General features: G+C 72.0%; 30 protein-coding genes. 12 read left to right on the forward strand and 18 right to left on the reverse strand.

Features of this window, described 5'->3' with window-relative positions; genetic code table 11:
* Window positions 1-21: 21 nt before the first annotated feature.
* Window positions 22-834, forward strand: coding sequence for a DUF4253 domain-containing protein (locus tag ACFVHI_RS28730; protein WP_380344198.1), 813 nt, complete (start codon window positions 22-24; stop codon window positions 832-834).
* 60 nt (window positions 835-894) lie between these two features.
* On the opposite strand, the gene ACFVHI_RS28735 is transcribed toward ACFVHI_RS28730, so the two are convergent.
* A complete protein-coding gene (locus ACFVHI_RS28735; RefSeq protein ID WP_380344201.1) occupies window positions 895-1788 on the reverse strand; it encodes a helix-turn-helix transcriptional regulator in 894 nt (297 codons plus the stop codon).
* 27 nt (window positions 1789-1815) lie between these two features.
* Window positions 1816-2622, reverse strand: coding sequence for an SDR family oxidoreductase (locus ACFVHI_RS28740; RefSeq protein ID WP_380344204.1), 807 nt, complete (start codon window positions 2620-2622; stop codon window positions 1816-1818).
* Between the two features lie 410 nt (window positions 2623-3032).
* Between ACFVHI_RS28740 and ACFVHI_RS28745 the strand changes: the two genes are divergently transcribed.
* Window positions 3033-3233, forward strand: a complete 201-nt coding sequence (locus ACFVHI_RS28745; protein ID WP_363376036.1) for a hypothetical protein — start codon at window positions 3033-3035, stop codon at window positions 3231-3233.
* A 121-nt stretch (window positions 3234-3354) separates the two neighbouring features.
* Entirely contained in the window at window positions 3355-3924 is a 570-nt protein-coding gene (locus tag ACFVHI_RS28750) for a GNAT family N-acetyltransferase (RefSeq protein WP_380344208.1), read from the forward strand.
* Between the two features lie 66 nt (window positions 3925-3990).
* Here ACFVHI_RS28750 and ACFVHI_RS28755 read toward each other — a convergent pair whose 3' ends face one another.
* Complete coding sequence (locus ACFVHI_RS28755) at window positions 3991-4119, reverse strand: hypothetical protein (protein WP_380344211.1); 129 nt, start codon at window positions 4117-4119, stop codon at window positions 3991-3993.
* Between ACFVHI_RS28755 and ACFVHI_RS28760 the strand changes: the two genes are divergently transcribed.
* Entirely contained in the window at window positions 4114-4350 is a 237-nt protein-coding gene (locus tag ACFVHI_RS28760; RefSeq protein ID WP_363376039.1) for a hypothetical protein, read from the forward strand. The two genes, ACFVHI_RS28755 and ACFVHI_RS28760, sit on opposite strands and share 6 nt — an antisense overlap.
* 154 nt (window positions 4351-4504) lie before the next feature.
* On the opposite strand, the gene ACFVHI_RS28765 is transcribed toward ACFVHI_RS28760, so the two are convergent.
* From ACFVHI_RS28765 to ACFVHI_RS28785, 5 genes are all read right to left on the reverse strand, one after another.
* On the reverse strand, window positions 4505-5269 hold the full coding sequence (locus ACFVHI_RS28765; RefSeq protein ID WP_380344214.1) for a maleylpyruvate isomerase family mycothiol-dependent enzyme: 765 nt from the start codon (window positions 5267-5269) through the stop codon (window positions 4505-4507).
* 254 nt (window positions 5270-5523) lie between these two features.
* Window positions 5524-6330, reverse strand: coding sequence for a class I SAM-dependent methyltransferase (locus ACFVHI_RS28770; protein ID WP_063353010.1), 807 nt, complete (start codon window positions 6328-6330; stop codon window positions 5524-5526).
* Between the two features lie 360 nt (window positions 6331-6690).
* Window positions 6691-6903, reverse strand: coding sequence for a DUF397 domain-containing protein (locus ACFVHI_RS28775; RefSeq protein WP_380344217.1), 213 nt, complete (start codon window positions 6901-6903; stop codon window positions 6691-6693).
* 79 nt (window positions 6904-6982) lie between these two features.
* A complete protein-coding gene (locus tag ACFVHI_RS28780) occupies window positions 6983-7123 on the reverse strand; it encodes a DUF397 domain-containing protein (protein ID WP_079136649.1) in 141 nt (46 codons plus the stop codon).
* A gap of 22 nt (window positions 7124-7145) precedes the next feature.
* On the reverse strand, window positions 7146-8012 hold the full coding sequence (locus ACFVHI_RS28785; protein WP_380344221.1) for a Scr1 family TA system antitoxin-like transcriptional regulator: 867 nt from the start codon (window positions 8010-8012) through the stop codon (window positions 7146-7148).
* A gap of 147 nt (window positions 8013-8159) precedes the next feature.
* Between ACFVHI_RS28785 and ACFVHI_RS28790 the strand changes: the two genes are divergently transcribed.
* From ACFVHI_RS28790 to ACFVHI_RS28800, 3 genes are all read left to right on the forward strand, one after another.
* Window positions 8160-8363 carry a hypothetical protein gene (locus ACFVHI_RS28790; protein ID WP_063352870.1) on the forward strand — a complete coding sequence of 68 codons (204 nt, stop codon included), beginning with the start codon at window positions 8160-8162 and terminating at the stop codon, window positions 8361-8363.
* 11 nt (window positions 8364-8374) lie between these two features.
* Window positions 8375-8614 carry a hypothetical protein gene (locus ACFVHI_RS28795; RefSeq protein WP_380344224.1) on the forward strand — a complete coding sequence of 80 codons (240 nt, stop codon included), beginning with the start codon at window positions 8375-8377 and terminating at the stop codon, window positions 8612-8614.
* A gap of 74 nt (window positions 8615-8688) precedes the next feature.
* Window positions 8689-9156, forward strand: coding sequence for an NUDIX domain-containing protein (locus tag ACFVHI_RS28800; RefSeq protein WP_380344227.1), 468 nt, complete (start codon window positions 8689-8691; stop codon window positions 9154-9156).
* 134 nt (window positions 9157-9290) lie between these two features.
* Here ACFVHI_RS28800 and ACFVHI_RS28805 read toward each other — a convergent pair whose 3' ends face one another.
* Window positions 9291-10244, reverse strand: a complete 954-nt coding sequence (locus tag ACFVHI_RS28805) for an RICIN domain-containing protein (RefSeq protein ID WP_063352867.1) — start codon at window positions 10242-10244, stop codon at window positions 9291-9293.
* Between the two features lie 279 nt (window positions 10245-10523).
* Between ACFVHI_RS28805 and ACFVHI_RS28810 the strand changes: the two genes are divergently transcribed.
* Window positions 10524-10847, forward strand: coding sequence for a DUF1330 domain-containing protein (locus ACFVHI_RS28810; RefSeq protein WP_063352866.1), 324 nt, complete (start codon window positions 10524-10526; stop codon window positions 10845-10847).
* A 13-nt stretch (window positions 10848-10860) separates the two neighbouring features.
* Here ACFVHI_RS28810 and ACFVHI_RS28815 read toward each other — a convergent pair whose 3' ends face one another.
* Window positions 10861-11814: an NAD-dependent epimerase/dehydratase family protein gene (locus ACFVHI_RS28815; RefSeq protein WP_380344232.1), complete on the reverse strand. Its 954-nt coding sequence runs from the start codon at window positions 11812-11814 to the stop codon at window positions 10861-10863.
* 10 nt (window positions 11815-11824) lie between these two features.
* The gene (locus tag ACFVHI_RS28820; protein WP_380344235.1) at window positions 11825-11947 is read right to left on the reverse strand and encodes a hypothetical protein; all 123 of its coding nucleotides are present in this window, start codon (window positions 11945-11947) and stop codon (window positions 11825-11827) included.
* A 78-nt stretch (window positions 11948-12025) separates the two neighbouring features.
* On the opposite strand from ACFVHI_RS28820, the gene ACFVHI_RS28825 reads away from it, so the two are divergent.
* Window positions 12026-13090: an ALF repeat-containing protein gene (locus ACFVHI_RS28825; protein WP_380344238.1), complete on the forward strand. Its 1065-nt coding sequence runs from the start codon at window positions 12026-12028 to the stop codon at window positions 13088-13090.
* A 61-nt stretch (window positions 13091-13151) separates the two neighbouring features.
* On the opposite strand, the gene ACFVHI_RS28830 is transcribed toward ACFVHI_RS28825, so the two are convergent.
* Both ACFVHI_RS28830 and ACFVHI_RS28835 read right to left on the reverse strand, forming a co-directional pair.
* A complete protein-coding gene (locus ACFVHI_RS28830) occupies window positions 13152-13445 on the reverse strand; it encodes a hypothetical protein (RefSeq protein WP_063352863.1) in 294 nt (97 codons plus the stop codon).
* On the reverse strand, window positions 13435-13686 hold the full coding sequence (locus ACFVHI_RS28835; RefSeq protein ID WP_380344241.1) for a hypothetical protein: 252 nt from the start codon (window positions 13684-13686) through the stop codon (window positions 13435-13437). The genes ACFVHI_RS28830 and ACFVHI_RS28835 overlap by 11 nt, the downstream gene beginning before the upstream one ends.
* Before the next feature lie 273 nt (window positions 13687-13959).
* Here ACFVHI_RS28835 and ACFVHI_RS28840 point away from each other — a divergent pair, with 273 nt between their 5' ends.
* Entirely contained in the window at window positions 13960-14805 is an 846-nt protein-coding gene (locus tag ACFVHI_RS28840; protein ID WP_380344244.1) for a hypothetical protein, read from the forward strand.
* Between the two features lie 23 nt (window positions 14806-14828).
* Complete coding sequence (locus ACFVHI_RS28845) at window positions 14829-15350, forward strand: peptidylprolyl isomerase (RefSeq protein ID WP_380344247.1); 522 nt, start codon at window positions 14829-14831, stop codon at window positions 15348-15350.
* 40 nt (window positions 15351-15390) lie between these two features.
* Here the strand turns inward: ACFVHI_RS28845 and ACFVHI_RS28850 are convergent, their stop codons facing one another.
* From ACFVHI_RS28850 to ACFVHI_RS28870, 5 genes are all read right to left on the reverse strand, one after another.
* A complete protein-coding gene (locus tag ACFVHI_RS28850; protein WP_380344249.1) occupies window positions 15391-15999 on the reverse strand; it encodes a response regulator in 609 nt (202 codons plus the stop codon).
* Complete coding sequence (locus ACFVHI_RS28855) at window positions 15996-17210, reverse strand: sensor histidine kinase (protein ID WP_380344252.1); 1215 nt, start codon at window positions 17208-17210, stop codon at window positions 15996-15998. Before ACFVHI_RS28855 ends, ACFVHI_RS28850 begins: the two co-directional genes overlap by 4 nt.
* 11 nt (window positions 17211-17221) lie before the next feature.
* Window positions 17222-17644, reverse strand: a complete 423-nt coding sequence (locus ACFVHI_RS28860; protein ID WP_363376075.1) for a hypothetical protein — start codon at window positions 17642-17644, stop codon at window positions 17222-17224.
* A 188-nt stretch (window positions 17645-17832) separates the two neighbouring features.
* Window positions 17833-18936 (reverse strand): RICIN domain-containing protein, encoded by a 1104-nt coding sequence (locus ACFVHI_RS28865; RefSeq protein WP_380344255.1) that lies wholly within the window; start codon window positions 18934-18936, stop codon window positions 17833-17835.
* A gap of 73 nt (window positions 18937-19009) precedes the next feature.
* The gene (locus ACFVHI_RS28870; protein WP_380344257.1) at window positions 19010-20125 is read right to left on the reverse strand and encodes an alpha/beta hydrolase; all 1116 of its coding nucleotides are present in this window, start codon (window positions 20123-20125) and stop codon (window positions 19010-19012) included.
* 276 nt (window positions 20126-20401) lie between these two features.
* Here ACFVHI_RS28870 and ACFVHI_RS28875 point away from each other — a divergent pair.
* A partial coding sequence (locus ACFVHI_RS28875; protein WP_380344260.1) for a LuxR C-terminal-related transcriptional regulator occupies window positions 20402-21455 on the forward strand: 1054 nt, incomplete at its 3' end.

Consider the following 21455-nt stretch of genomic DNA (forward strand, 5'->3'; position numbering starts at 1 on the left):
GACCGCCCCTACGGTGGCCCCATGACCTCGGACCTGTCCCGTCTCCTGCCCGCCACCCTCCCGCCCGGCCGCCTGGTCGGCGGCGAGGACGGGCCGGAGCCGCTGCTGTGGATCAGCGACGCCCCCGCCCCCGCCGGCCTGTGGCAGCAACTCCACCGCGCCCACCCGCAGTCCGGCCTGTGGCCGCTGCTGCTCGTCCCCCTCGGCGACGGCGCCGACTACCGCCCCTGGCTGTCCGGTGAACTCTTCCCGGCCTCCGCCTCCGACCCCACCCTCTACGACCCCGACGCCCTGCTGCGCCGCTGGTGGCAGCAGCTCGGCGGCACCGACGAGGACGCGCCCGAGGGCCCGCTCGACACCGAGGACGCCGCCGAACTCCACGCCGCCCTGGCCCCCTTCGGCCCCGCCTGGCCCGGCACCGCCCCCGCCGTGGCCGTCCCCGACGGCGCCCCCGGCATCGAGGCCCGCGGCCTGGCCGACGTGCTGCTGTCCGCACGGGACGCGCGCCTGGGCCTGGTCGAGGCGGGCAGCGGCGCCGAGGCGCTGGCCGCCTGCGGCTGGAGCGGCCCGCTCAACCACGAGGACGACACCGCCAAGATCGCCGCCGTGCTCGCCGACTGGGAGCGCCGCTTCGGCGCCCAGGTCGTCCAAGTCGGCTTCGACACCCTGGAGTTGAGCGTCGCCGTCCCGCCCGCCACGCTCGCCGAGGCCCTCCCGCTGGCCGCCGAGCACACCGCCTTCTGCCCCGACCTCGTCTTCCAGGGCACCGGCACCCTGACCGCCTACGCCGAAGGCCTCGTCGCCGCCCACCAGTGGTCGTTCTGGTGGGACTGACCCGGCACCCGCTCCCGCCACCGGGCCCGGATCCACCGGACCAGTACTGAAGGGGTCGGGCTATCCGTTGTGTGCTTCGAGCTCGGTCGCCGGCGCTTGTTGGGTGGCCGCCCACGACGCCAGGAGCGCCAGATTGTCAGCGGTCGGTGTGCCCGCGGGTGCGGTGTAGACGTTGAGGTGCAGGCCGGGTTCGGCGGGCAGTTCCAGGGACTCGACGTCCAAGTCGAGCCGGCCCACGATCGGATGGCGCACACGCTTGCGGCCGGACCGGTGCAGCCGCACGTCCTGAGATGCCCACCGCTGCCGGAACAGCTCACTGGACGTCGACAGTTCGCCGACCAGGGTGATCAGTTCCTCGTCGTGCGGATTGCGGCCGGCTTCCATGCGCAGCTTCGCGGCCACTCCGCCGGCAATGTGGTCGTAGTCGACAAAGAAATCCCTGGCCGCCTCGGGGTTCAGATAGACGAACCGCGCCGTGTTCGCGGGCCGTCGCGAGTCGGCCAGCACCGGCGAATACAGCGCGCGAGCGAGTCGGTTCGTGGCGAGCACGTCGTAGCGGCCGTTACCGATCCAGGCCGGCGCACCGGAGATCGCATCGAGCACCTGCTGCAGCGTCGAGCGCACCGTCACGGCAGGCCTGCGCCGGCGTGGGCCGCTGGGCGCCGTGGATCGGCGCGCGAGGTGGAACAGGTGGTCGCGCTCGGCCTCGTCGAGTTGCAAGGCAGAGGCCAGCGCGTCGAGCACGCCATCGGAGACACCGGCGAGCCTGCCGCGCTCCATGCGCACGTAGTAGTCGACCGATACCCCCGCCAGCAGCGCCACCTCCTCGCGGCGCAGACCCTTGACCCGACGGTTGCCGCCGTAAGCGGGCAGGCCCGCCTGCGCGGGTGCGATGCGGGCGCGACGCGAGCTGAGGAACTCCCGGATCTCGGTGCGCAGATCCATCGTGGCCATCCCCTCACCGTAAGTCGGTCCCGCAGTCTAAGGGGTGCCCGATGCGGTCGTCGCGATGCCGCCGTCCACCGGGATGACGGTGCCCGTGAGGTAGGACCCGGCCCGGCTGGCGAGAAACACGGCGATACCCGCCATGTCGTCGTCGCGGCCGATCCGGCGCAGAGGGGCCGCCGCCGCGATCGTGTCGCCGACGGCATCGAGCGTGGACGCCGTCATCCGGGACGGGAACACTCCCGGTGCCACCGCGTTCACCGTGACGTGCTGCGGGCCCAGCTCCCTGGCAAGCACCCTGGTGAGTTGATGAAGAGCCGCTTTGCTGCTGGCGTACGAGTAGTTGGGCGACTGGGCGACGTGGATGGCGGCGATACTGCCGATGTTGATGATCCGCGCGGGATCATCCGCGGTGCCCGCCCTGCGAAGTGCCGGGAGCAGCGCCTGCACCAGCCAGAACGGCGACTTGAGGTTGAGGTCGATCACCGCGTCCCAGGCCTCGTCCGGGAACGTCGCCAGCGGCTCGCGCCACATCGCCCCCGCGTTGTTGACAAGGATGTCCAGGCGTCCCGAGCCGGCCTCGACAAGATCGGCGAGGCGCTGACACTCGTCGTGCCTGGACAGGTCGGCGGGAATCGCTTGAACGTCGCCGAATTCGGACAGCAGCTGCTGCGCCTCCGCGCACGCGTCCGCCTTGCGCGAGCTGATGACGACACGGGCGCCCGCCTGGAGAAGGCCGCGCGCTATCATCAGCCCGATTCCCCTGGTGCCGCCGGTGACCAGGGCGTACTTCCCACTCAGATCGAAAAGTTCCGTGTGAGCGGTGAATTGATTGCCCGCCATTGGTCTCCGTCCCTTCTGCCGTCGAAGAACGCGCCGACACAGTCGCGCATTCGGGGCAGCTGAATTGAACTGATGGGGGTGAAGCTGCAGCGTGTGTCCATGGTGACAGGCGTTTTGAACGTCCGGGAGACCCTGGTGATACAGGTACTGCGAGAGCCCCCCTTGCCTGATGCGCTGACCCCGGCACCCGTTCCCACCGCCGAGTTCGGGGCCGTCGGGGACGTCGAGCCACCGCAGGCCGTGCCTCGCCAGGCTCGCCCACCGTCTGGGCAGATGTGGTTCAGCGTCGGCTCGTCATCCAGAGCGACACCGTCAGGCGCCGCCGCCCCCGGACCGTCTGAAAGAGGCTCTGCCCGCGCTTTCGTGAATGATCTTCGAGGCGCTTGCTGCGGATTGAGTAGCCTCTCGCCATGACCGAGATCAAGCCGACCAATCCTCAGACCGAAGCCGACCGTGGGCGCGTGGCACTCTGGCTGGATCCTGGCGATCTGGCCTGGCTGGCTCGGCACTGCTGCTGCCCGGACGACGCGACCGAGGAGGTGAAAGACCGCTGCGGCCGTATCCGCTTCCGCGCGAGCGCCGCGCTGCACAAGAGTGGTCGAACGAGCTGACCACAGCCCTCGCGGCCCACCTGAAGATCATTCACGGAACTGCGGTCAGAACGCCACCCGGTGACAGACGCGGCCCGAAAACTCCCTGGACCGTCCGACCCGTCTCGGCCATGATCCTCACGTGGCCACCTACCTCGAGTCCGAGCGCCTGACCCTCCGCCCCTTCGCCGCCGCCGACGCGGACCTGCTGATCGAGCTGGACAGCGACCCGGCGGTGATGCGCTACCTGACCGGCGGCGCTCCAACCCCGCCAGAGGAGGTCCGCGACCTCGCCATCCCCAGCATCCTCGCCGGCTACGAGCGCTGGAATCATGACCTCGGCCTGTTCGCCGCGCACGAGAAGGACGGCGGCGCGTTCGTCGGCTGGTTCTGCCTGCGTCCGCTGCGCAGCGGCCCGCGTGAGGAGGCCGAACTCGGCTATCGCCTGCGCCAGGCGGCCTGGGGCCGGGGCTACGCCACCGAAGTCTCGCAGGCGCTGCTGGCGAAGGGGTTCGCCGAGCTCGGCATCCGCATGGTCTGGGCCGAGACGATGACCGTGAACCGCCCTTCGCGTAACGTCATGGAGAAGCTCGGGATGACGCTCGCGGAGAACATCCCCACGCCGGACTACATGATGGCGGTCGAGGGTTCCGAGCACGGGGGTGTGCGGTACGAGATCACGAAGGAGCAGTGGGAGCGGCGGCAGGCGTAGGCGGCGAGAGGCGCGGCGCCCGTGGATGTGAAGTCATCGGCCCGCGCGGCCTTGTCTCATCACGCCCTATCGGGCATATCCCCGCAGCATCTTGCCGAACTCGTCGCTGAGCTCGTCCCTGCCTGCGAGGCGCAGCAGGAGTCTGCGCTGCGGGAGCGGCGCGGCGGCGACCGCCGCCCCGGCGTCAAGGTGCATGTCGACGAGGGCTACCGGGGCCTCGCCAACCAGTTCCCACGCCAGGTCACGGCCCCACCCCGCAAGCCGAAGAAGGACGCGACCCTCGGCGAGCAGCACGCCTGGCGGCACGAACGCCGAGCGCAGTCCTCCAACCGGATCTGCGTGGAACACGCCAACGCCGAGTACAAGCAGTGGCGCAGCGCTACACCGGCCGCCGCGAATACTTCGCCGAGACCCAAGCCGCCATAGCCGGCTTGGTCTCCGACCGGTCAGCCCGCCGGGCCACCCGCAAGACGAGTAAAGAACTCGTCCTCGCCGCCGACGCCCGCCCGACGTCCTGCTGATCAATCCCAGGCGGATTGCTCAGCCGAGCCTGCCCAGATTCTTATCGCTCCCCAAGCCGTTAGCCCCCGTTCTGCAGCTGCTGGAGCAGGTCGGCGTCGCCCTCCATCCGCAGCGAGCCGTTCGGGATGCGCATGTACATGAGCAGGGCCATCTCGCTCGCCGTGCCGTAGATGGCGGCGGTGGGCTTGCTCTCGGCGGCCTCCGCCGCGGTGAGGCGGGTGAAGCGGGAACCGGCGGCGTCCACCGTCTGGCGCCAGGAGCCGGCCTCGGCTGCGTGGTAGTCCATGGTGGCGGGCTCGTGCGGCCACGGGACGGTGACGGTGCAGACGGTGGCCAGGAACTCCTCGATGGCGTCGACCGCCTCGGTCGTCGGCAGCTCCTGCGGCGTACCGGAGGCCAGCTGGGCGTCGTAGGTGTGGATCAGCGACTCGTGGACGCGGCGGCGGGCCACGGCGGCCCCCGTGTGCGGCGAGGCCAGCGGCTCCCACCAGGCCCAGCAGGCCCGGTCCGGGCCGGCCTCGCGCAGAGCGGCAAGCAGCTGCTCCGTCGAGTCGGCCAGCCAGGTTATGAGGGCCTCGTGCTCCCTGGGCGCCGCCAGCCCGTCCTTGCTCGGCCGCTCGTCGCCCGGCGCGGTGTTCAGCACGATGTAGGCCCAGAAGCGGTCCCCCTCACTGAGGTGGTTCGCCAGGTCGTACAGCGTCCAGCCCGGGCAGGACGGGACGTCGGCGTCGAGGCTGGGGGCAGCGGCGACGGCGGCGCGGAACGCGGCGGACCGCTCGTCGATCATCTGCAGCAGGGTGGGGAAGGAGAATTGCTCAGTCACGCAGACCTTGTATCACCCGGACCGGAACTCTCGCACTCGATTTAAAGGCCCCCAAATGAGATGTCCTCTTAACTCCACTGCCAGCATGGCCAATTCACGACAACCTAATACGCGATGCCATCAGTACACCTTGGGTAGCCTGAAGTTCTAACCTGGTTCGGTGTTCGAGGGCGCCGGGCCGGGCCGGCTGGGTTGCGGAAGTGCCAGGGCTGCGGGATCCGACTGAGGTCGGAAGGTTTGGCCGGGGTGGCACTTCAGCGTGCGGTGACCCAGTACGCCGCGAGCGGGCGGTTGCCGTGCGGTGCGGCGACGGCCCGCAGGACGTCGCTCTGGCTGAGGACGAGTTGCCGTACCGGTTCGGGCAGCGCGGCCAACCGTTCTCCTCCGGTGATCAGGTCGAGACAGGCGGCGATCTCCCAGTCCGCGTCCTGGAGTGCGTCGGTGTCGACCGGCCCGTCGCCGTCCGCTGTCCAGCCCGCCTCGGGCAGGAGCCGCAGCAGCGCCTCGCGGGAGAAGGACGTGCGGATGTTGCCCTCGCCGTGTGAGCCTGCAGCCTCGATCTGGCCCTGGATCAATACTGCGAGCAGGTGCGCGAGCTGGTCGCCGCAGGAGGGCGTCAGGTCCCACTCGGTGAACCACAGCCGCCGCGCCCAGGGCCGCACCCGGGCCAGCGTGTCGCGCAGCTGCCCGAGCGAGGCGAAGTACCAGGAGCAGTGGGTGAGCACGACGTGGTCGAAGGTGTCGGAGGGGAAGTCGACCGACGGGTCGCGGACATCCGTGCTGAAGCGGAAGTCGATGCGCGGCCCGACCGGGCTCGCCGCGATCCGGGCCGCCGATTCCCCGAGCGTGACCGGCGCCCCGTAGGTCGGATCGGCGACATCGACGGCCACCACGCGTCCCTGGGGTCCGACAGCCTCCGCGAGGACGGCGGTCATATCGCCCTGCCCGCAACCCAGTTCGAGGACGGTGGATCCGGGCTCGATGTCCCAGCTCTCCACGAGTGAAGCGCGGTGGCGTGTCTGTGTCAGCTGAGCGTCCGGGCTGTGGTCGGCAGCGGCCATGGTCTTCACGAGCAACGGAATCCTGGCGTGGAGATCGAAGTGCTTCACACAATCCTCAGTGGCTATTCGGCGAACCGGTGAGGACGAGGGTACGAGACGCCCCTTGGCGGCGCCTGCGATTTCTCGCTCAAGTCCTGCTCACGACAACAGCAGATCCGATCAGCCTTCAGTGAGAATCGGTCTACCTTCGGTGAGCGGGGACAGCGGCCGGCGAGCGGCAACACCCACTGCAGCCTCGATGAGTTGACCGCTCCGTGCTCCTTCTTCCCACTTCCCATGCAAGCGAAGGGCTGCCGGATCCAGAGTGAGAGTGTCAGGTGCCGCCGCCCCGGCCCGGGTCGGCGGCGCCGTTGAGCAGCGTCAGTTGGTGCCGAATTCGCCGGTGCGGACGGCGGTGACGAAGGACTGCCAGGCGTCGGCGGGGAAGACGAGGGCCGGGCCGTGGGGGTCTTTTGAGTCGCGGACGGGCATGACGGTCGGGAAGCCGGGCGCGATCTCGACGCACTGACCCCCGTCAGTGCTGTGGGAGGACTTGACCCAGTGGGCAGAGGACAGGTCGGGGCGGAAGCTCATGGTGCCAGTTCCTTCCGGATGCTTGGGGTCCTGGGTTGTGCGGCGCAGCCATCCGCGATGGCTGCGCCGCGCAGGTGGATCAGTTGGTGCTGAACTCCCCGGCTCGGATGGCGGTGATGAATGCCTGCCAAGCGGTTGGTGGGAAGTTGAGGCGGGGGCCGTCGGGGTCCTTGCTGTCCCGCACGCGACCTGGCTGGGCATCGTCCACCTCAATGCACATGCCGCCGTCGTTGTTGCTGTGGCTACTCTTCCGCCATCTCTCCTGGTTCCCTGCTGGCACGACCGAACTCCTGTGAGATGCGCCTGATCATCGCCCTGGAGCCCCGGGGCGACCGGGCCATGGCCCTGAGGAGATCGTATGACCTGCGGCGAGCGGCAACACCCTCTGCACCCTCGATGAGTTCACCGCTCCGTGCTCCTTCTTCCCATGCGAGCGAAGGGCTACCGGGGACGGTGTAGAGGAAAAGGGAGCCGCCCATCTCGGGATGGGCACCAGCTGAAAACGGAAGTACTTGCACGGTGACGTGGGGACGGCGGTCCGAGGCCAGTGCCATGAGTTGCCGCTGCATCGCTGCGGCTCCGCCGATGGGGCGACGAAGCGCGGATTCATCAATGATGAACCAGCAGTGGGGCGGTGTGTCAGAGAGCAGACGCTTCTGGCGATCCAATCGGGCGTCGACTGAAGCACTGAGCTCCTGGGCGGTGATATCCGGACAGCCAGCTTGCAGTGACCAGCGCACGGTCTCAGGGGTCTGTAGAAGACCAGGAATCGTCGCTGCAGCGTATTCCTCGATGACCGAAGCCTTGGCTTCAAGTTCGGCTGGCCGCCGGTACTTGCCGGCGAACTTCTCCTTTTTGGCGAGTATGTAAATGCGGCCGAAGAGCCCGTTGGTGCCGAACGCGACATCGAGTTTGGCCGGCAGGTCCGGCGGCGGCATCGACTCGGCGCGCTCGATCCTGGCCAGGTGCCCCTTCGAGAAGCAGCCGAGGATCTCGGTCAGTTGATCAAGCGACATGGAGCCGGCGAGCTCTCGGTGATTGCGCATCTCCCAGCCGAACAGGTCGCGGGCCGAGCGCCCCGGATCCAACTTATTGGGTTTGAAGGCCATGGAGCCCCTCCAGTGTGTCCAACCACAACGTGGCACACGTCCACGCTGGTCAGCCTAGCTGCGGTGAGTAACGATTGGGGCGCAGAAAGTGAAGTCGATCGTGAATCGGCTCGCGGGACTGCAGATTCGCGTGGAAGGCGATCAGTCATGACCATGAAGTCACCCCAGCCTGCCAAGCTCCACGGCTATGGCGTGCGCTGGGACACCGGGGCCCGCCTCTACCGGGTCCGCAACGAGCTCACCGGGGAGTGGCTGCGCCAACCGGACGGTGAGCTCCGCGGGTTCAGGTCCTTCTCCGACGCCTGGAGTACCTGGCGTGTGTTCGAGGTCCACAAGCGGCCGGGGGAGTGAGCGTGTCCTCGATGCTCTCCCGCGTGACCGCCGAGCAGCGGCGGCAGGCGGCCGACGTCCTGGACGACCTGACGACGGTCCTCGCCCTGGGCGGCGTCACGCTGCCGTCCGTCGAAGTCGACTGGGAGCACGGCCGGTTGACCGGGTGCTACCTGGTGAATCTGGGCTCGGCCAGCCCGTCCGCGCTCCTGCGGGTCGTCGACCTGCTCCGCAAGGGGCTGCGCTACGAGCGCCGGACGCATGACGGCTGAACTCCTCGTCCGCCTCCTGTGGTTGGCGGGCTTTTCCCTCACGCTCTTCGCCGCTCTCAGGAAGTGAACTCCCGATGCAAGAACCCCGCTTGCTCGCCAAGCCGCCGGTGTGCCGGCTCGGCTGCCTCGTCCTCGTGCGCAACCCGCGCGGTGACGTTCTCCTCGTCGACCCGGACTACATGGACGGGCTGATCCTGCCCGGCGGCGCTGCGAAGCCGAACGAGCCCCCGCACCTCGCCGCCGCCCGAAACCTGCGCGCCGAGACCGGCCTCAACCTCCGTCTCGCCGACGTCCTCGCGGTCGACTTCACCCCCGCCGACCGCTACCTGGAACGCCTCAACCTGGTCTTCGACGGCGGCACCGTGCACGACGACACCCACCTCACCGTCCCACCGCAGCACCGGAGCGGCCTGTTCGGCGCCCGCTTCGTCCCCGTCCGCCAACTCCACGACGTCATGGCGCCCTCCCAAGCCGCCCGTGCCACCGAGGCGTTGGCGGGCCGCGCGCTGCCCGTCCTCCTCCACGGACAGCGCGCGACCTGACCGGCACTGCCGGGTTGGGGGGTGGTCAGTGCGCACATCGGCCCAGGCGGTGACGCGTTCGGCACTTCGGCACCTCGGCAATGAGAAGGGGCGGGCGCCAGGATCGGCGCCCGCCCTCCCTCGTCCGGGTGCGGTCAGCTCCAGGGGTTGGCCGGCTGGTCGGTGATGGCGGTCCAGAAGCGGCCGCCGACGGGCAGGGTGCCGTTGGCCCACAGGCCCCAGCCCGAGGCGTCGTGGAACTCCGCCATCCGGAAGCCGGCGCCGAAGTAGCCGGCGCAGAGCTGGTCGGCGGCGGCCCGGCTGGTGAGCTGGCTGCCGGAGGTGGGGATGGTGGCCTTCACCTCGCCGCCGGCCCAACTGTGGAAGCCGCTGGTGGGCACACCGGCGGGGGCGGGGCGGCCGTCCTGCTTGAGGCACAGCACGGGCAGCTGCGCGGAGGCGGGGGTGTCGCCGCTGTACGCGTTGCTGCTGTTGTCGTTGCCGACGTGCACGACGTTGTCGGCGCGCTGCTCAAGGGCGGCCCAGGTCATGCCCTTGTGGGTGGCGACCCCGCCGAACAGGGCCTCGTAGGTGCTGCGGTAGATGTCCCACTCCTGGTACCCGCCGTCGTTGCAGTCGAACATGTAGAGCCGCCAGCCGCCGCCGATCCTGTGCTCGGTGTTGTCCAGGCACTGGGAGGTGGAGATGTTCTGCAGCCGTATCCCGAGCATGCCGTACCGCGAGACGCTGTCGGCCGCGGTCCACGGCGTGACCCGCCACATCTGCGAGGTGTTGTTGGCGTAGCACTGGACGCCGGAGGGGGTGCTGTCGACCGTCAGGCAGGAGCGCTGGTCGGCGGCGTTGTTGAGGGTGTAGACGCTCGGCAGGCCCGGGACGGGCTTGAACACCCACTGGCCCGGGTTGTCGGACGGCGCGCAGGGGTGCAGACCCTGCCCGCCCCATATCGCGCCGTTGGGACAGCGCTCGGACTTCTGGTTGAACAGGACCGTCGAGGGGGTGTCGGCCGAGGCCGAGCCGCCCGGGACCAGCACCAGGCCGGTCAGGGCCAGCGCGATGCCGAGGACGATACGCCGGACTAGCGAACGCACAGAGCTCTCCAAGAAGGGGAGACGACGAGGGGCGGCGGCCGGTCCGGAGGGCCCCCCGGGCCACCCGGTCCGTCCGCCGCCGTCAGCTTGTCAGCGTCCGATCAATCGCCGGTATCCCAGCTTTCTGGGGGGTCGTCCGACACCCCGCCTGGTCAGGGGCGCGGCCAGGGGCGGCCCAGACTACGTACCCCCTACCGATCCGCGACGGATTCGCCCCCTCCGCCCCCGCCCGTACCGTCGGAGACCACGGACACCGGACCAACCCCCAGGAGAACAGCGATGACCGCCTACGCGATGGCCCAGGTCCACTCGGTCGAGTTCGGCCCCGACATCGTCGAGTACCTCCAGCGCATCGACGCCACCCTGGACCCCTTCGACGGCCGCTTCCTCATCCACGGCGACCGGATCGAGACCGTCGAAGGCACCTGGGGACAGGACCTCATCCTCATCGAGTTCCCCGACCGCCAACGCCTGCGCGCCTGGTACGACTCGCCCGCCTACCAGGCGATCCTCCCGCTGCGCACCCGCCACATGACCGCCGACGTGGTCTTCGCCCAGGGCGTGCCCGCCGGCTACCGAGGCGCCGACGCCCTCAAGCACTGACCGGCCCGGGGGCTCAGCGCCCCTGCGCCAGCTCGCGCCACCACCGCACCGTCGCCTCCACCTGCTCCTCCAGCGCGGTCGCGCGCACCGCGAACGCGGCCTCGTAGGCGCAGGCGTCCACCACGAACGGGCGGTCGAACTGGTAACGGACCTCCCGCAGTTCACGCAGCAGCGGGGAGAACAGCCCCGCCGCGCCCAGCAGCGCCTGCGGGAGCCGGCGCACCGCGACCGGTCCGACGCCCGCCTGCGCGGCCAGCCGTTCCACCATCGCGCGCACCGGCAGCGCGGGGGCCGTCGGCACGTGCCAGGCCCGCCCCCAGGCCCGCTCCTCGCCCGCGACCTCGGCCAACGCCCGCGCCACGTCCGGCAGGTACGTCCAGCTGTGCGGCGCGTCCGGGTCGCCGAGCACCGCGATGCTCCGGCCCTTCAACAGGCCCGGCATCACCCGCGAGGCCAGGTGCCCGCCGTCCGTCACCCCGGGGCCGAAGAAGTCCGAGGCCCGCACCTCGACCGCCCGGATCCGCCCGGCCCCGTGCAGCGCCCGCGCCTGCTCCCACGCCGCCGCCCGCACCCGCCCCTTGGGGCCGGCCGCGGCCAGCGGCAGGTCCTCGGTCATCGGACCGCGCACCGGACCGTAGCCGTAGAGGTTGCCGAGCATGACCAGCACCGCCCCGGTGGCCTCGGCCGCCGCGCACAGCGAGGAGGCCAGCGCCGGCCACTGCGCCGCCCACTGCGGCAGCGGCGGCGCCGCGCAGCCGTAGATCGCCGCTGCGCCGCGTGCGGCCTCCGTCAGTCGCGCGCGATCGCCCGCGTCCAGCGCCACGTGCTCGATGCCGGGCACCGGAGCCCCGCCCCGTGCGGGGCTCCCCGCCCTGGTGACGACCCGTACGGCGTGCCCCTGCCCGGCCAGCAGGCGGGCGGTGGCGGCCCCGGCGGGCCCGTATCCGACAACCACGTGGAAGCTCATCCGCCCCACCCTAGGGTCTGGGGCCGTGGGTGTTGCGGGTGCCGTGGGTGTTACGGGTGTTGCGGATGCTGCGGGTGTTGCGGGTGTTGCGGGTGTTGCGGGTGTTGTGGGGGTGCGGTGCGGGCGGCGGCAAATATTTGGTATGGCAACCGTAAAAGAAGATCTATGCTGACGGACGTTCACAATCTCTCCGCACAACGCAAGGTGCTGAATGAAGCTGCCCCGGGTGTCCGCCGTCGTCGCGGCCGCCGTCCTGGCCCCCGCCGTCCTCTTCCCGTCGATGGCCTCCGCCGCCGACAACCCCCAGCCGGCCGGCGTCTCGGGCCCTGACACCGCGTCCAAGGGCGCCGAGGACCAGGGGACGGGCCAGGAGGAGCACGACCGCGCCGAGGTGCGGCGCATCCTGGCTGACAAGGAGACCGGCCCGGCTGTGCGTGCGGCGGGGGAGAAGGCCCTCGCGGGCACGGCCGCCGACGTGCGGCACTTCCTGGACGTCGAACTCGACGAGCGGCGCCAGCCCGACAACCGGCTGAAGGTCGTCTGGATCACCAACGGTGCCGGGCCGGTACTGAAGAAGGCGGCCGACAAGGCGCTGCGGGGCAGTTACCAGGACATCCTGGACTTCCTGAAGGAAGGCCAGTTCACGGCCCGCGCCGAGGACGAGGACCGCGCCAAGGTGCAGGGCATCCTCGACGACAAGGAGACCGGCCCGGGCGTGCGTGCGGCGGGGGAGAAGGCCCTCGCGGGCACCGCCGCCGACGTGCGGCACTTCCTGGACGTCGAGCTCGGCGAGTGGAGTCAGACCGACAACCGGCTGAAGGTCGTCCGGATCTCCGACGGCGCCGGACCGGCACTGAGCAAGGCGGCCGACAAGGCGCTGCGGGGCAGTTACCAGGACATCCTGGACTTCCTGAAGGAGGGCCAGTTCACGGCCCGCGCCGAGGACGAGGCCGCGAACAAGCCGGCCCCGCAGCCGGCCCGGCCCGCCGAGCAGCCGCAGACCGCCACCGGCGCCCAGCCGGTCGTCCGGCCCGCCGCCCTGACCACCACGACGGACACGACCGCGACGGGCACGACCGCGGGCACGACCACGGCGGGCACCACCGCCGGGACGGCCACGGCCACCACGGGCACCACCACGGTCACCACCCGCCCCGGCCAGCTCGCCGCCACCGGCACCGAGGGCCTCGGCTGGGAGGCCGGCGGCGCCGCCGCGGCCCTGGCCGCGGGTGCGGCGCTCGTCGTCGCCTCCCGCCGCCGCTCCACCGAGAGCTGACGCCCCCGCGCGCCCCGGCCGCCCACGCGGCCGGGGCATGCGGACGTCCGGGGCCGCACGCTCAGCCGCGGGGGCGGCGCCCGGCGATCGCCCGGGCGGCGAGTTCCGCGCGCCAGCGGGCCGCGTTGCCGCCGTCCAACTGGCCGGCGAAGGCGCGCCGCGCGGCCTGCACCAGCTCGGCCGAGGCGTTCGGGTACGCCTCCCAGACCGCCCAGAGCGCGTTCTCGGTGTCCTCGTCCAGGCCCGTGCAGGTGAGCGGCCCGGTCCCGGACAGGGTCTCGGCCAGCACCGCCTCGAAGACCCGCCGCAGCCGTTCGTCGTCGTCGCGCCCGCGGGCGGGGCGCTCAGCCACCATCGCTGCCACCACCACCGCCGCCGCCACCGCCATCCCCGCCGCCACCGTCGCCGCTGTCACCGCCGCTCAGGCCCCGGTTCCGGCGCCGGCTGCGCGTGGAGCGGCGCAGCACGGACCCCGAGACGAGCGTCGCGGACGCCACGGCGCGCACCCAGCGGGGGCCGCCGCGTTCGGCCCACACCACGCACACGCACCCGCCGACCGCGAGCACCAGGACACCGACCAGCACGGTACCGACCACGGCTCACCCCTCTCCCGTCCATCCCGTTTCCGGGCCGATCCTCTCAAGCCGAGCCCGCCGCCCGCGCCCCCGACCCGCCCGAAACCGGGATGATCCGCCATACAAGTGGATACCAGGCCTGTCCCGCAGGGAAGTTGGCGCCGCGCGGGATTCGCCCGACCAGCGTCCCCGCCCCGCGCCCCCCGACCTGCGCCCCGACCTGGCGCCGAGTGCGGTCACCAGCCCGCCGTGTGCCAGGATGCCGACACCGATCCTCTCGACCGGAGACCTTTCTTGACGATTCGCCGCACCACCGCCCTGGCCGCCGCCGCGACCGTGCTCTCCCTCACCGCGCTGACGGGCTGCAACGACGACGCCCCCTCGGCGGCCCCGGCCCCCGCCGCCCCGCCGGCCACCACCCCGGCCGCGACGCCGACGACCCCCGACGCGGCCCCGACGTCCGCCCCGACGTCCGCCCAGACGTCCGCCCCGGCATCGGGCCCGGCAGCGGCCTCGGCGTCCGCACCCGCGTCGGCCCCGGCCGAGGCGCCCGCCGGCGGGGTGATCGATCCCGAACAGGCCCTCGCCCAGGCCGCCCGCACGCCCTACGCGGCCTCCCAGGACTTCCGCACCGAGGGCGGCCCACTGGTCGCGACCACCACCGGCCGGATCAACCTCAACGGCAAGGTGCGCACCGGCCGTATCACCGAGTCACTCGGCGCCGGCGGCGGTCCGGCGGGCGACCCGGTCGTCGTCACCGAGGACGCGACGTACGTCAAGTCCGGCAGCGGCTGGCGCAAGTCCCCGCTCGGCGACCGGATCGCCGACTACCACGGTTACGCGAAGGCCCTGTTGGCGCTCGGCCCGGCCGCCCGCAAGGGCATGGAGGAGCAGAACGGCGCGCCCGCCTTCCACCTGTCCGGCACGCTCGACCTGGAGAAGATGCGCGCCGTGGACGCCGAGCACTACCTCAACCTCAAGCGCATGGGCGTGACGTCCTTCCAGCTCGACCAGTGGATCGACGCCCAGGGCCGCACCGTGCGCTTCGACCAGCGCGTCGAGATCAGGGGCACCGCGACGCGCACCTACGGCACCTTCCGTGACTTCGGCCCCGTCGAGCCGGTCCCCGCCCCCAACTGACCATCCGAGCAAAGGAGTCCGCCATGGCCAAGGGCCTGTTCGCGACCCTGCACACCACCCTGGGCCCGATCCGGCTGGAGCTGTTCCAGTTCCACGCGCCGAAGACGGTCCGCAACTTCGTCGAACTCGCCGAGGGCGCCCGGGAGTACACCGACCCGCGCACCGGCGAGCCCGGCAGCGGCCCGTACTACGACGGCACGCTCTTCCACCGCGTGGTGGCCGGCTTCATGGTCCAGGGCGGCGACCCCACCGGCAGCGGCACCGGCGGCCCGGGCTACGCCTTCGCCGACGAGTTCCACCCCGAACTGCACTTCACCAAGCCGTACCTGCTCGCCATGGCCAATTCCGGCCCGGGCACCAACGGCTCGCAGTTCTTCATCACGGTCGGCACGCCGGCCCACCTGAACCGCCGGCACACCATCTTCGGCCAGGTCGCCGACGCCGACTCCCGGGCCGTCGTCGACGCCCTCGCGGCCGTCCCCACGGACGGCGAACGCCCCGTCGACGACGTCGTGATCACCCAGGTCACCGTCGAGCGGCTCTGACGCCCGTCCCGGGCAGCCCTGCGCCCGTCGTCCGGCGGTGTCAGAGCCAGCCGCGGTCGTCGGCGGTGCGCAGGGCCTCGGTGCGGTTGCGGGTGGCGGTCTTGGCGATGGCGGAGGAGAAGTAGTTGCGCACGGTGCCCTCCGAGAGGTAGAGCTTGCCGGCGATCTCGGCGACGCCGGCTCCGGAGCGGGAGGCGTTCAGCACGTCGCGTTCGCGGGCGGTGAGCGGGGAGGCGCCGGCCGCCAGGGTGGCCGCGGCCAGTTCCGGGTCCACCACGCGTTCGCCCGCCGCGACCCGGCGGATGGCGTCGGCGAGGACTTCGGCCGGCGCGTCCTTGACGACGAAGCCGACCGCGCCCGCCTCCATCGCCCGGCGCAGGTAGCCGGCGCGTCCGAAGGTGGTGAGGATGACGACCCGGCAGCCGGGTACCTGCTGGGCCAGGACGGCGGCGGCGGCCAGGCCGTCGAGGCCGGGCATCTCGATGTCCAGGAGGGCCACGTCGGGCCGGTGTTCGCGGGCCGCGTCGACGACCTGGTCGCCGCGCCCGACGGCGGCGACCACCTCGAAGCCGTCCTCCAGGTCGAGCAGGGCGCACAGCGCGGTGCGGACCAGTTCCTGGTCCTCGGCGAGCAGCAGGCGGATCGTCATGTCGTCCCTTTCCGGGCGGGGGTGCGCCGGTGGCGGGCGCCCGGCGGGACGGTGACCAGCAGCCGCCACCCGCGCGGGCTCAGCGGGCCGGCTTCGACGGTACCGCCGGCCGCCGCGACCCGTTCCCGCAGCCCCCTCAGGCCCTTCCCGATCCCGCTGCCCTCGCCGGTCCCGCCGCCCCCGCCGGTCCTGCCGTCCGCGCCCGTCCCGTCGTCGCGGATCTCCACGGAGGAGCCGGTGACGGTCACGGTGCAGCGGTCGGCCCGGGCGTGCCGGACCACGTTGGTTAGGCCCTCGCGCACCACCCAGCCGAACAGTTCCCCGTCCTGCGTGGCGACGGGGTCGGTGGACGTCGGCAGGTCGGCGACCACCCCGGCGGCGCGCAGCAGCTCGCGTCCGCGCGCCAGTTCGCCGGCCAGCGTGACGTCGCGGTAGCCGGTGACCGCGGCCCGGACGTCGGCCAGCGCCTGCCGGGACAGCGACTCCACCGCGGCCATCTCCGCCAGCGACTGGTCGAGGTCCTTGGCGGCGAGGCGCTGGGCCAGGCGGGACTTGACGGTGATCGCGGTGAGCGAGTGCCCGAGCAGGTCGTGCAGGTCGCGCGCGATCCGGTTGCGTTCGGCCTCCGAGGCCAGCCGCGCCACCTCGGCCCGGGCGGCCACCAGGGCCTGGTTGGTGGTGGCGATCTCCGCGAACGCCCCCGTGGTGAGCACGGTGAACAGCAGCGCCAGCGCCTGGAAGGTGCCGGGCCCGGTGTGCCAGGCGGGCACCGCCCACGGCACCAGCAGGGCGGCCAGGGTGGCGGCGGCGGTCACCCGGGTGGCGTGGCGGCGCCGCAGCACGGCGACGAAGGAGACCACGACGGTGGCGAGGTAGAACGCGTTCTCGTGGGCGAACGGCAGCGCGGCCAGGAACAGCGCGCTCATCACCGCCAGCAGCAGGAGCACCTGCCGCCGCCGGCCGCGGACCATCGCGGTGGCGGTGAGGACGAAGCAGAGGCAGAACGCGCCGACGACCGCGTACCCGGCGACCAGGGCCGCCCCGGACACGTTGTCGTTCACGGCGACGGCGGTCAGGCACGGGTAGACCAGCATCCCGGCGCCCAGCATGATCCGCCGCCAGCCCTGCACCCACCGCTGCGGGGCGCGCTCCCCTGTGGCGCGCTCCGCGGCGGCGTGCCCGGGGAGGGTCGCCTGCGTGTCCTCGTCCACCCTCGCCTGCCTCACGTCGCGTCGGATCGCGCGAACAGGGTACGCAGGTGGCGTCCGTTGATCACGGCGGCCACCCCCGCCAGCACCAGCCCGCACAGGGCCTGCTCGGCCTTCATCCAGAACGGGAAGGTCCCCGGCACGCAGATGATCACGACGATCGCGGCGATCATGACGGCCGAGATGATCCGCAGCCGCCGGTACGCCGCGTGCGAGCCGCGGGCGGCCCGGGTGGTGAACAGGGACGTGACCACGGCGCTGGCCACGACGAGGCTGCCGCGGATCCACACGGCGGGGTTCACCAGGTCGGGGTGGTCGCGCAGGGCGTAGGCGGCCGCCAGGGTGACGACGCTGAGGCCCAGGTAGGCGAACACCAGCCGCCTGATGGTGCGGAAGGCCCGAACGGTGTCGGGGTGGTTCACATCGGTGGAGGTCATGCCCCCATGCTGTCCGCGCCGCGCCCCCGCCCGGCAGTGTGCTGGCGCACCGGCCGACCGTGACAATTGTCAGCAGGTCAGGGCAGGGAAGGGCGGGGTCAGGTCAGGGCGGGGGAAGGGCCGGGGGAAAGCGGGGCCGCCGCCCGGCGGGGCCGGGCGGCGGCTGGCTGTCGGTCGTGCGGTGGGGCTCAGGAGCAGCTGGTGAAGGTGGGGCTGGTGTTGGCGATGTAGAGGGTGGCGCCGCCGCTGGGGTCGGAGGTGAGCGGGACGGTGACGGTGTCCTCGGCGGTCCACGGGAAGCCGCGGGCGTCGAACGTCCAGCTGCCGGTGACCTTGCGGGCGAGTTCGGCCAGCGTCACCCAGCCGTACTGCTGGGGCGGGACGTTGACGGTGACGGCGTTGTTGACGGTGGTCGAGCCCTGCCAGACGTTGCTGTAGTTGACGGCGGTCTTGACCGCGGCGGTGAAGACGCCGCCGGGGGCGCCGCCGGAGATGTCCGCCCCGATCTCGCCGCCGAGGGTGCTGGACCAGCCGGTCATGTTGGTGACCGCGAAGTTCTGCTGGGCGGCGCTGCTGGTGTTGTTGAACCAGATCGAGGAGACGCAGACCTTCGGCAGCGGTGCCGCGGGGGCCTCGCTCTTGACGGCCCAGGAGCAGGAGGAGACGTCCTTCTGGCACTGCTTGGCGGCGTGGTCGACGGCGAGGCTGCGGGCGGCCTGCGGGAAGCCGGTGGACCACTGCTGGTTGGCGGTGCCGTTGCAGGTGTACTGGTCGGTCCAGGCGTCGTCGTACTGGGCGCCGAGCAGCAGGTCCAGGCAGGTGTTGTCGCCCAGGTGGTGGATCATGAACGCGTCGGCGGCCCCGGCGACCGGCTGCAGGAACCACCGCTGGCTGGCCTGCCCGGCGCAGGTCTGCTGGCGCAGGGCCGGGGTGAAGAAGGCCAGGTCGATGCACTTGCCGGTGTCGTTGTTGACGATGGTGAAGGAGAAGTCGGAGGGGTCGACGCTCAGCCGCCAGGACTGGTGGTAGCCGGGCGCCGAGTTGGTGACGATGTAGGCGCCGTCGCCCATGGTGCCGTTCTGGACGTCGAGTTGGCGCCCGTTGCTGAGGGACTTGATGGTCAGGCACTGCTGCGGGGAGGCGCAGGCGGCGGCCGGTGCCGTGGCGGCGTGGGCCCGCGCGGTCGCGAACGGGGCGGCGGTGAAGCCCAGGGCGGCGCAACAGGCCACCAGGACGGCCGCGATCAGGCGCAGCCAGGGAGCCGGTCGGCTCGGGGTCGTGGCGGAAAGCACGGGGTCGGGTCCTTTCGTCGGGAACAGGGAGAGGGAGAGGGGAGAGGGAGCGGAAAGAGGGAGGGCGGGCCGGTCAGGCGGCGGCGAAGGCCGCTTCCAGGCGCGGGACGTAGTCCACGAGGTCCTGCGCCCAGCAGCCCGCGCTGTGGCCGCCGTTGCAGGCGGTGCCCCAGTCGGCGCCGTTGCCGTAGTCGACGTAGTGGTAGCGGTAACCGAGGGCGTCCAGGCGGTCCTTGAGGCGCTTGGCGGTGCCCTCGGCCCAGAACTCCATGTCGGAGGCGCTGCCGTTGCCGTTGCCGGTGTAGACCGCGATGCCGGTGTCGGTGAGCGCGCCCAGGCGGGAGACCGGGTCCGCGGCGTTCCAGCGCCAGTCGGCGTTGAACACCGGGTACGGCGAGCCGAAGATCGCGTCGCTGGAGACCGTGGGGCCGAAGTCGAGGCCGCAGGGCTTCCCGTCGCTGGGCCCGCACAGCACGGTGCCGGCGTTGGTCAGGGTGGCGACCACGGCCCCGCGGATGATCATCTCGTTCACGGAGAGGTCGTTCGCGCCGGACATGGTGAGGACCTGGCCGAACAGCTGGGGCCGGTCCTGCGCGTAGTGCAGCGCGCCGAAGCCGCCCATCGACAGGCCGCCGACGGCCCGGCTCTTACGGCCCGTCAGGGTGCGCAGGTTGGCGTCGATGAACGGGACCACCTGGTCGAGGTGGAAGGTCTCCCAGTTCTGTGCCCCGGCGGCGGTGTTCTGGTCGAGCCAGTCGGTGTACCAGCCGCGCAGGCCGCCGTCCGGGATGACGGTGATCATCGACTGCGCGGCGGTGAGGGCGGGGTAGGCCAGGGCCGGGTCGCTCGGGTTGTCCGAGGCGCCGTGCAGGAAGTACAGGACCGGGTAGCGCTTGGCCGGGCTGGCCGCGTAGTCGGCGGGCAGCAGGATCCGGATGGTGTGCTCCCCGGCGACCTGGGGTGTGGTGACGGTGAGCACGAAGTTGGTGGCGCTGCCGGTGGCGGCACCGACCTGGGTGAGCCCGAAGCCGTCCTTCATCGGCGGCGGGGCGGGGGCCTCGGCGTGCGCGGCGGGCACGCCCAGCAGCAGGAGGCAGGCGGCCAGGGCGGCGACGGCCGTCCTGGCGTGCCGGAGCCGGGCGCGCAGGGGCCGTACGGGCGGGCGCCGGGCGGGCTGGGCTGGTGTCATGGGTTGTCCTTGGCCGTGAGGGTGCCGCCGGTCCCAGGGGGAACCGCTGGGACTGTCTGAACACCGACAACTCTTGCGAGATCACCTCGCGGTCCGCCAGAGCGCCCTGCGGCGCACCTGGGCCACTGGCGCATGTGCGCCACCGGCGTGGGTAGCCTCCGACGGCCCGTCCGGGCGACACCGGTACAACGACAAGCCGACAAACCGACGAGTGGACGGGCCGACACACCGGCAGACGGACACACCGATACGCCGACACACCGATACACCGACACGATGACGGGGGACGTCGTGCACGACGTGCTGGATCCCGACTCCGAACGCGGCCGGGTCTACCGCTGCCTGGTCGGCCGTCCGCAGGCGCGGGCGGCGGAGCTGGCGGCCGGGGTCGGCCTCGGCGAGGGCGCCGTCCTGGCCGTGCTCAGGGAACTCGCCGACGAGGGCGTCGTCGTGGCCTGCAACGGCGAGGGCCCGCGCGACGACGGTCACCGTGACGACGGCCACTTCGACGAGGGCCCGCGCGACGACGGCCCGCGTGGCAACGGCCACCGCGACCGCGACCGCGCCTGGGAGGCGCTGCCGCCCGGCCGGGTGGTCGAGGCGGTGCTGCAGAGCGACGCCGTCCGGCAGGCCACGGCGCGCCGGGCCGGGGCGGAACTGGAGCGCCTCTACCGCTTCGCCCGGCGCGACGCCGGCACCTACGGCGCCCTGGAGGTGGTCGAGGACGCCGCCCAGGTGCTGGCGGCCAGTCGGCGCCTCCAACTCGCCGCCCGCCACCAGGTGCGGGTCATCGACGTGCCGCCCTACTCCGGCAGTTCGGCCTACTACCTCGACCAGGAGGTGCTGCAGCGCCAGCGGATGGCCGCCGGGGTCGTCTACCGCTCGATCTACCACGGCTGCGCCTTCGACGACCCGGTCGCGGGCCCCAACATGGCGCGCATGGTCGAGGCGGGGGAGCAGGCCCGCACGCTGGACGAGCCGCCGCTCAAGCTGGCCCTGGGCGACGACGACCTGGCGATCGTCACGCTGGCGGCCGACGGGCGCCCGGGCGTCGTCTCGCTGCTGATCCGGCCCTCGGGCCTGCTGCGGGCGCTGGCCGCGGTGTTCGAGACGCTCTGGCGGCTGGCCGTCCCGGCGTCGGTGTCCGCCGTCGACCTGCAGATCGGTGAGCGGGACCGCCGCATCCTGACCCTGATGGCCAGTGGTGCCACGGACGACGCCATCGCCCGGCGGCTGGGGCTGGGGCGGCGCACGGTGGTGCGCCGGGTCTCGGCGCTGCTGGCCCAGCTGGGGGCCACCACGCGTTTCCAGGCGGGCGTGCAGGCGGGCC

This window comes from Kitasatospora sp. NPDC127121, from assembly GCF_042677305.1.
In the GTDB taxonomy this organism is placed as follows: domain Bacteria; phylum Actinomycetota; class Actinomycetes; order Streptomycetales; family Streptomycetaceae; genus Kitasatospora.

What these genes read in the sequence shown, in the direction of transcription:
- ACFVHI_RS28745 (WP_363376036.1), top strand. Translation starts at nt 3,033, where the DNA reads ATGACCGAGATCAAGCCGACCAATCCTCAGACCGAAGCCGACCGTGGG.
- ACFVHI_RS28755 (WP_380344211.1), bottom strand. Translation starts at nt 4,119, where the DNA reads ATGCACCTTGACGCCGGGGCGGCGGTCGCCGCCGCGCCGCTCCCGCAG.
- ACFVHI_RS28790 (WP_063352870.1), top strand. Translation starts at nt 8,160, where the DNA reads ATGACCATGAAGTCACCCCAGCCTGCCAAGCTCCACGGCTATGGCGTG.
- ACFVHI_RS28780 (WP_079136649.1), bottom strand. Translation starts at nt 7,123, where the DNA reads ATGTGCATTGAGGTGGACGATGCCCAGCCAGGTCGCGTGCGGGACAGC.
- ACFVHI_RS28810 (WP_063352866.1), top strand. Translation starts at nt 10,524, where the DNA reads ATGACCGCCTACGCGATGGCCCAGGTCCACTCGGTCGAGTTCGGCCCC.
- ACFVHI_RS28795 (WP_380344224.1), top strand. Translation starts at nt 8,375, where the DNA reads ATGCTCTCCCGCGTGACCGCCGAGCAGCGGCGGCAGGCGGCCGACGTC.
- ACFVHI_RS28845 (WP_380344247.1), top strand. Translation starts at nt 14,829, where the DNA reads ATGGCCAAGGGCCTGTTCGCGACCCTGCACACCACCCTGGGCCCGATC.
- ACFVHI_RS28825 (WP_380344238.1), top strand. Translation starts at nt 12,026, where the DNA reads ATGAAGCTGCCCCGGGTGTCCGCCGTCGTCGCGGCCGCCGTCCTGGCC.
- ACFVHI_RS28830 (WP_063352863.1), bottom strand. Translation starts at nt 13,445, where the DNA reads ATGGTGGCTGAGCGCCCCGCCCGCGGGCGCGACGACGACGAACGGCTG.
- ACFVHI_RS28735 (WP_380344201.1), bottom strand. Translation starts at nt 1,788, where the DNA reads ATGGCCACGATGGATCTGCGCACCGAGATCCGGGAGTTCCTCAGCTCG.
- ACFVHI_RS28730 (WP_380344198.1), top strand. Translation starts at nt 22, where the DNA reads ATGACCTCGGACCTGTCCCGTCTCCTGCCCGCCACCCTCCCGCCCGGC.
- ACFVHI_RS28740 (WP_380344204.1), bottom strand. Translation starts at nt 2,622, where the DNA reads ATGGCGGGCAATCAATTCACCGCTCACACGGAACTTTTCGATCTGAGT.
- ACFVHI_RS28860 (WP_363376075.1), bottom strand. Translation starts at nt 17,644, where the DNA reads ATGACCTCCACCGATGTGAACCACCCCGACACCGTTCGGGCCTTCCGC.
- ACFVHI_RS28775 (WP_380344217.1), bottom strand. Translation starts at nt 6,903, where the DNA reads ATGAGCTTCCGCCCCGACCTGTCCTCTGCCCACTGGGTCAAGTCCTCC.
- ACFVHI_RS28800 (WP_380344227.1), top strand. Translation starts at nt 8,689, where the DNA reads ATGCAAGAACCCCGCTTGCTCGCCAAGCCGCCGGTGTGCCGGCTCGGC.
- ACFVHI_RS28785 (WP_380344221.1), bottom strand. Translation starts at nt 8,012, where the DNA reads ATGGCCTTCAAACCCAATAAGTTGGATCCGGGGCGCTCGGCCCGCGAC.
- ACFVHI_RS28870 (WP_380344257.1), bottom strand. Translation starts at nt 20,125, where the DNA reads ATGACACCAGCCCAGCCCGCCCGGCGCCCGCCCGTACGGCCCCTGCGC.
- ACFVHI_RS28770 (WP_063353010.1), bottom strand. Translation starts at nt 6,330, where the DNA reads ATGGCCGCTGCCGACCACAGCCCGGACGCTCAGCTGACACAGACACGC.
- ACFVHI_RS28850 (WP_380344249.1), bottom strand. Translation starts at nt 15,999, where the DNA reads ATGACGATCCGCCTGCTGCTCGCCGAGGACCAGGAACTGGTCCGCACC.
- ACFVHI_RS28815 (WP_380344232.1), bottom strand. Translation starts at nt 11,814, where the DNA reads ATGAGCTTCCACGTGGTTGTCGGATACGGGCCCGCCGGGGCCGCCACC.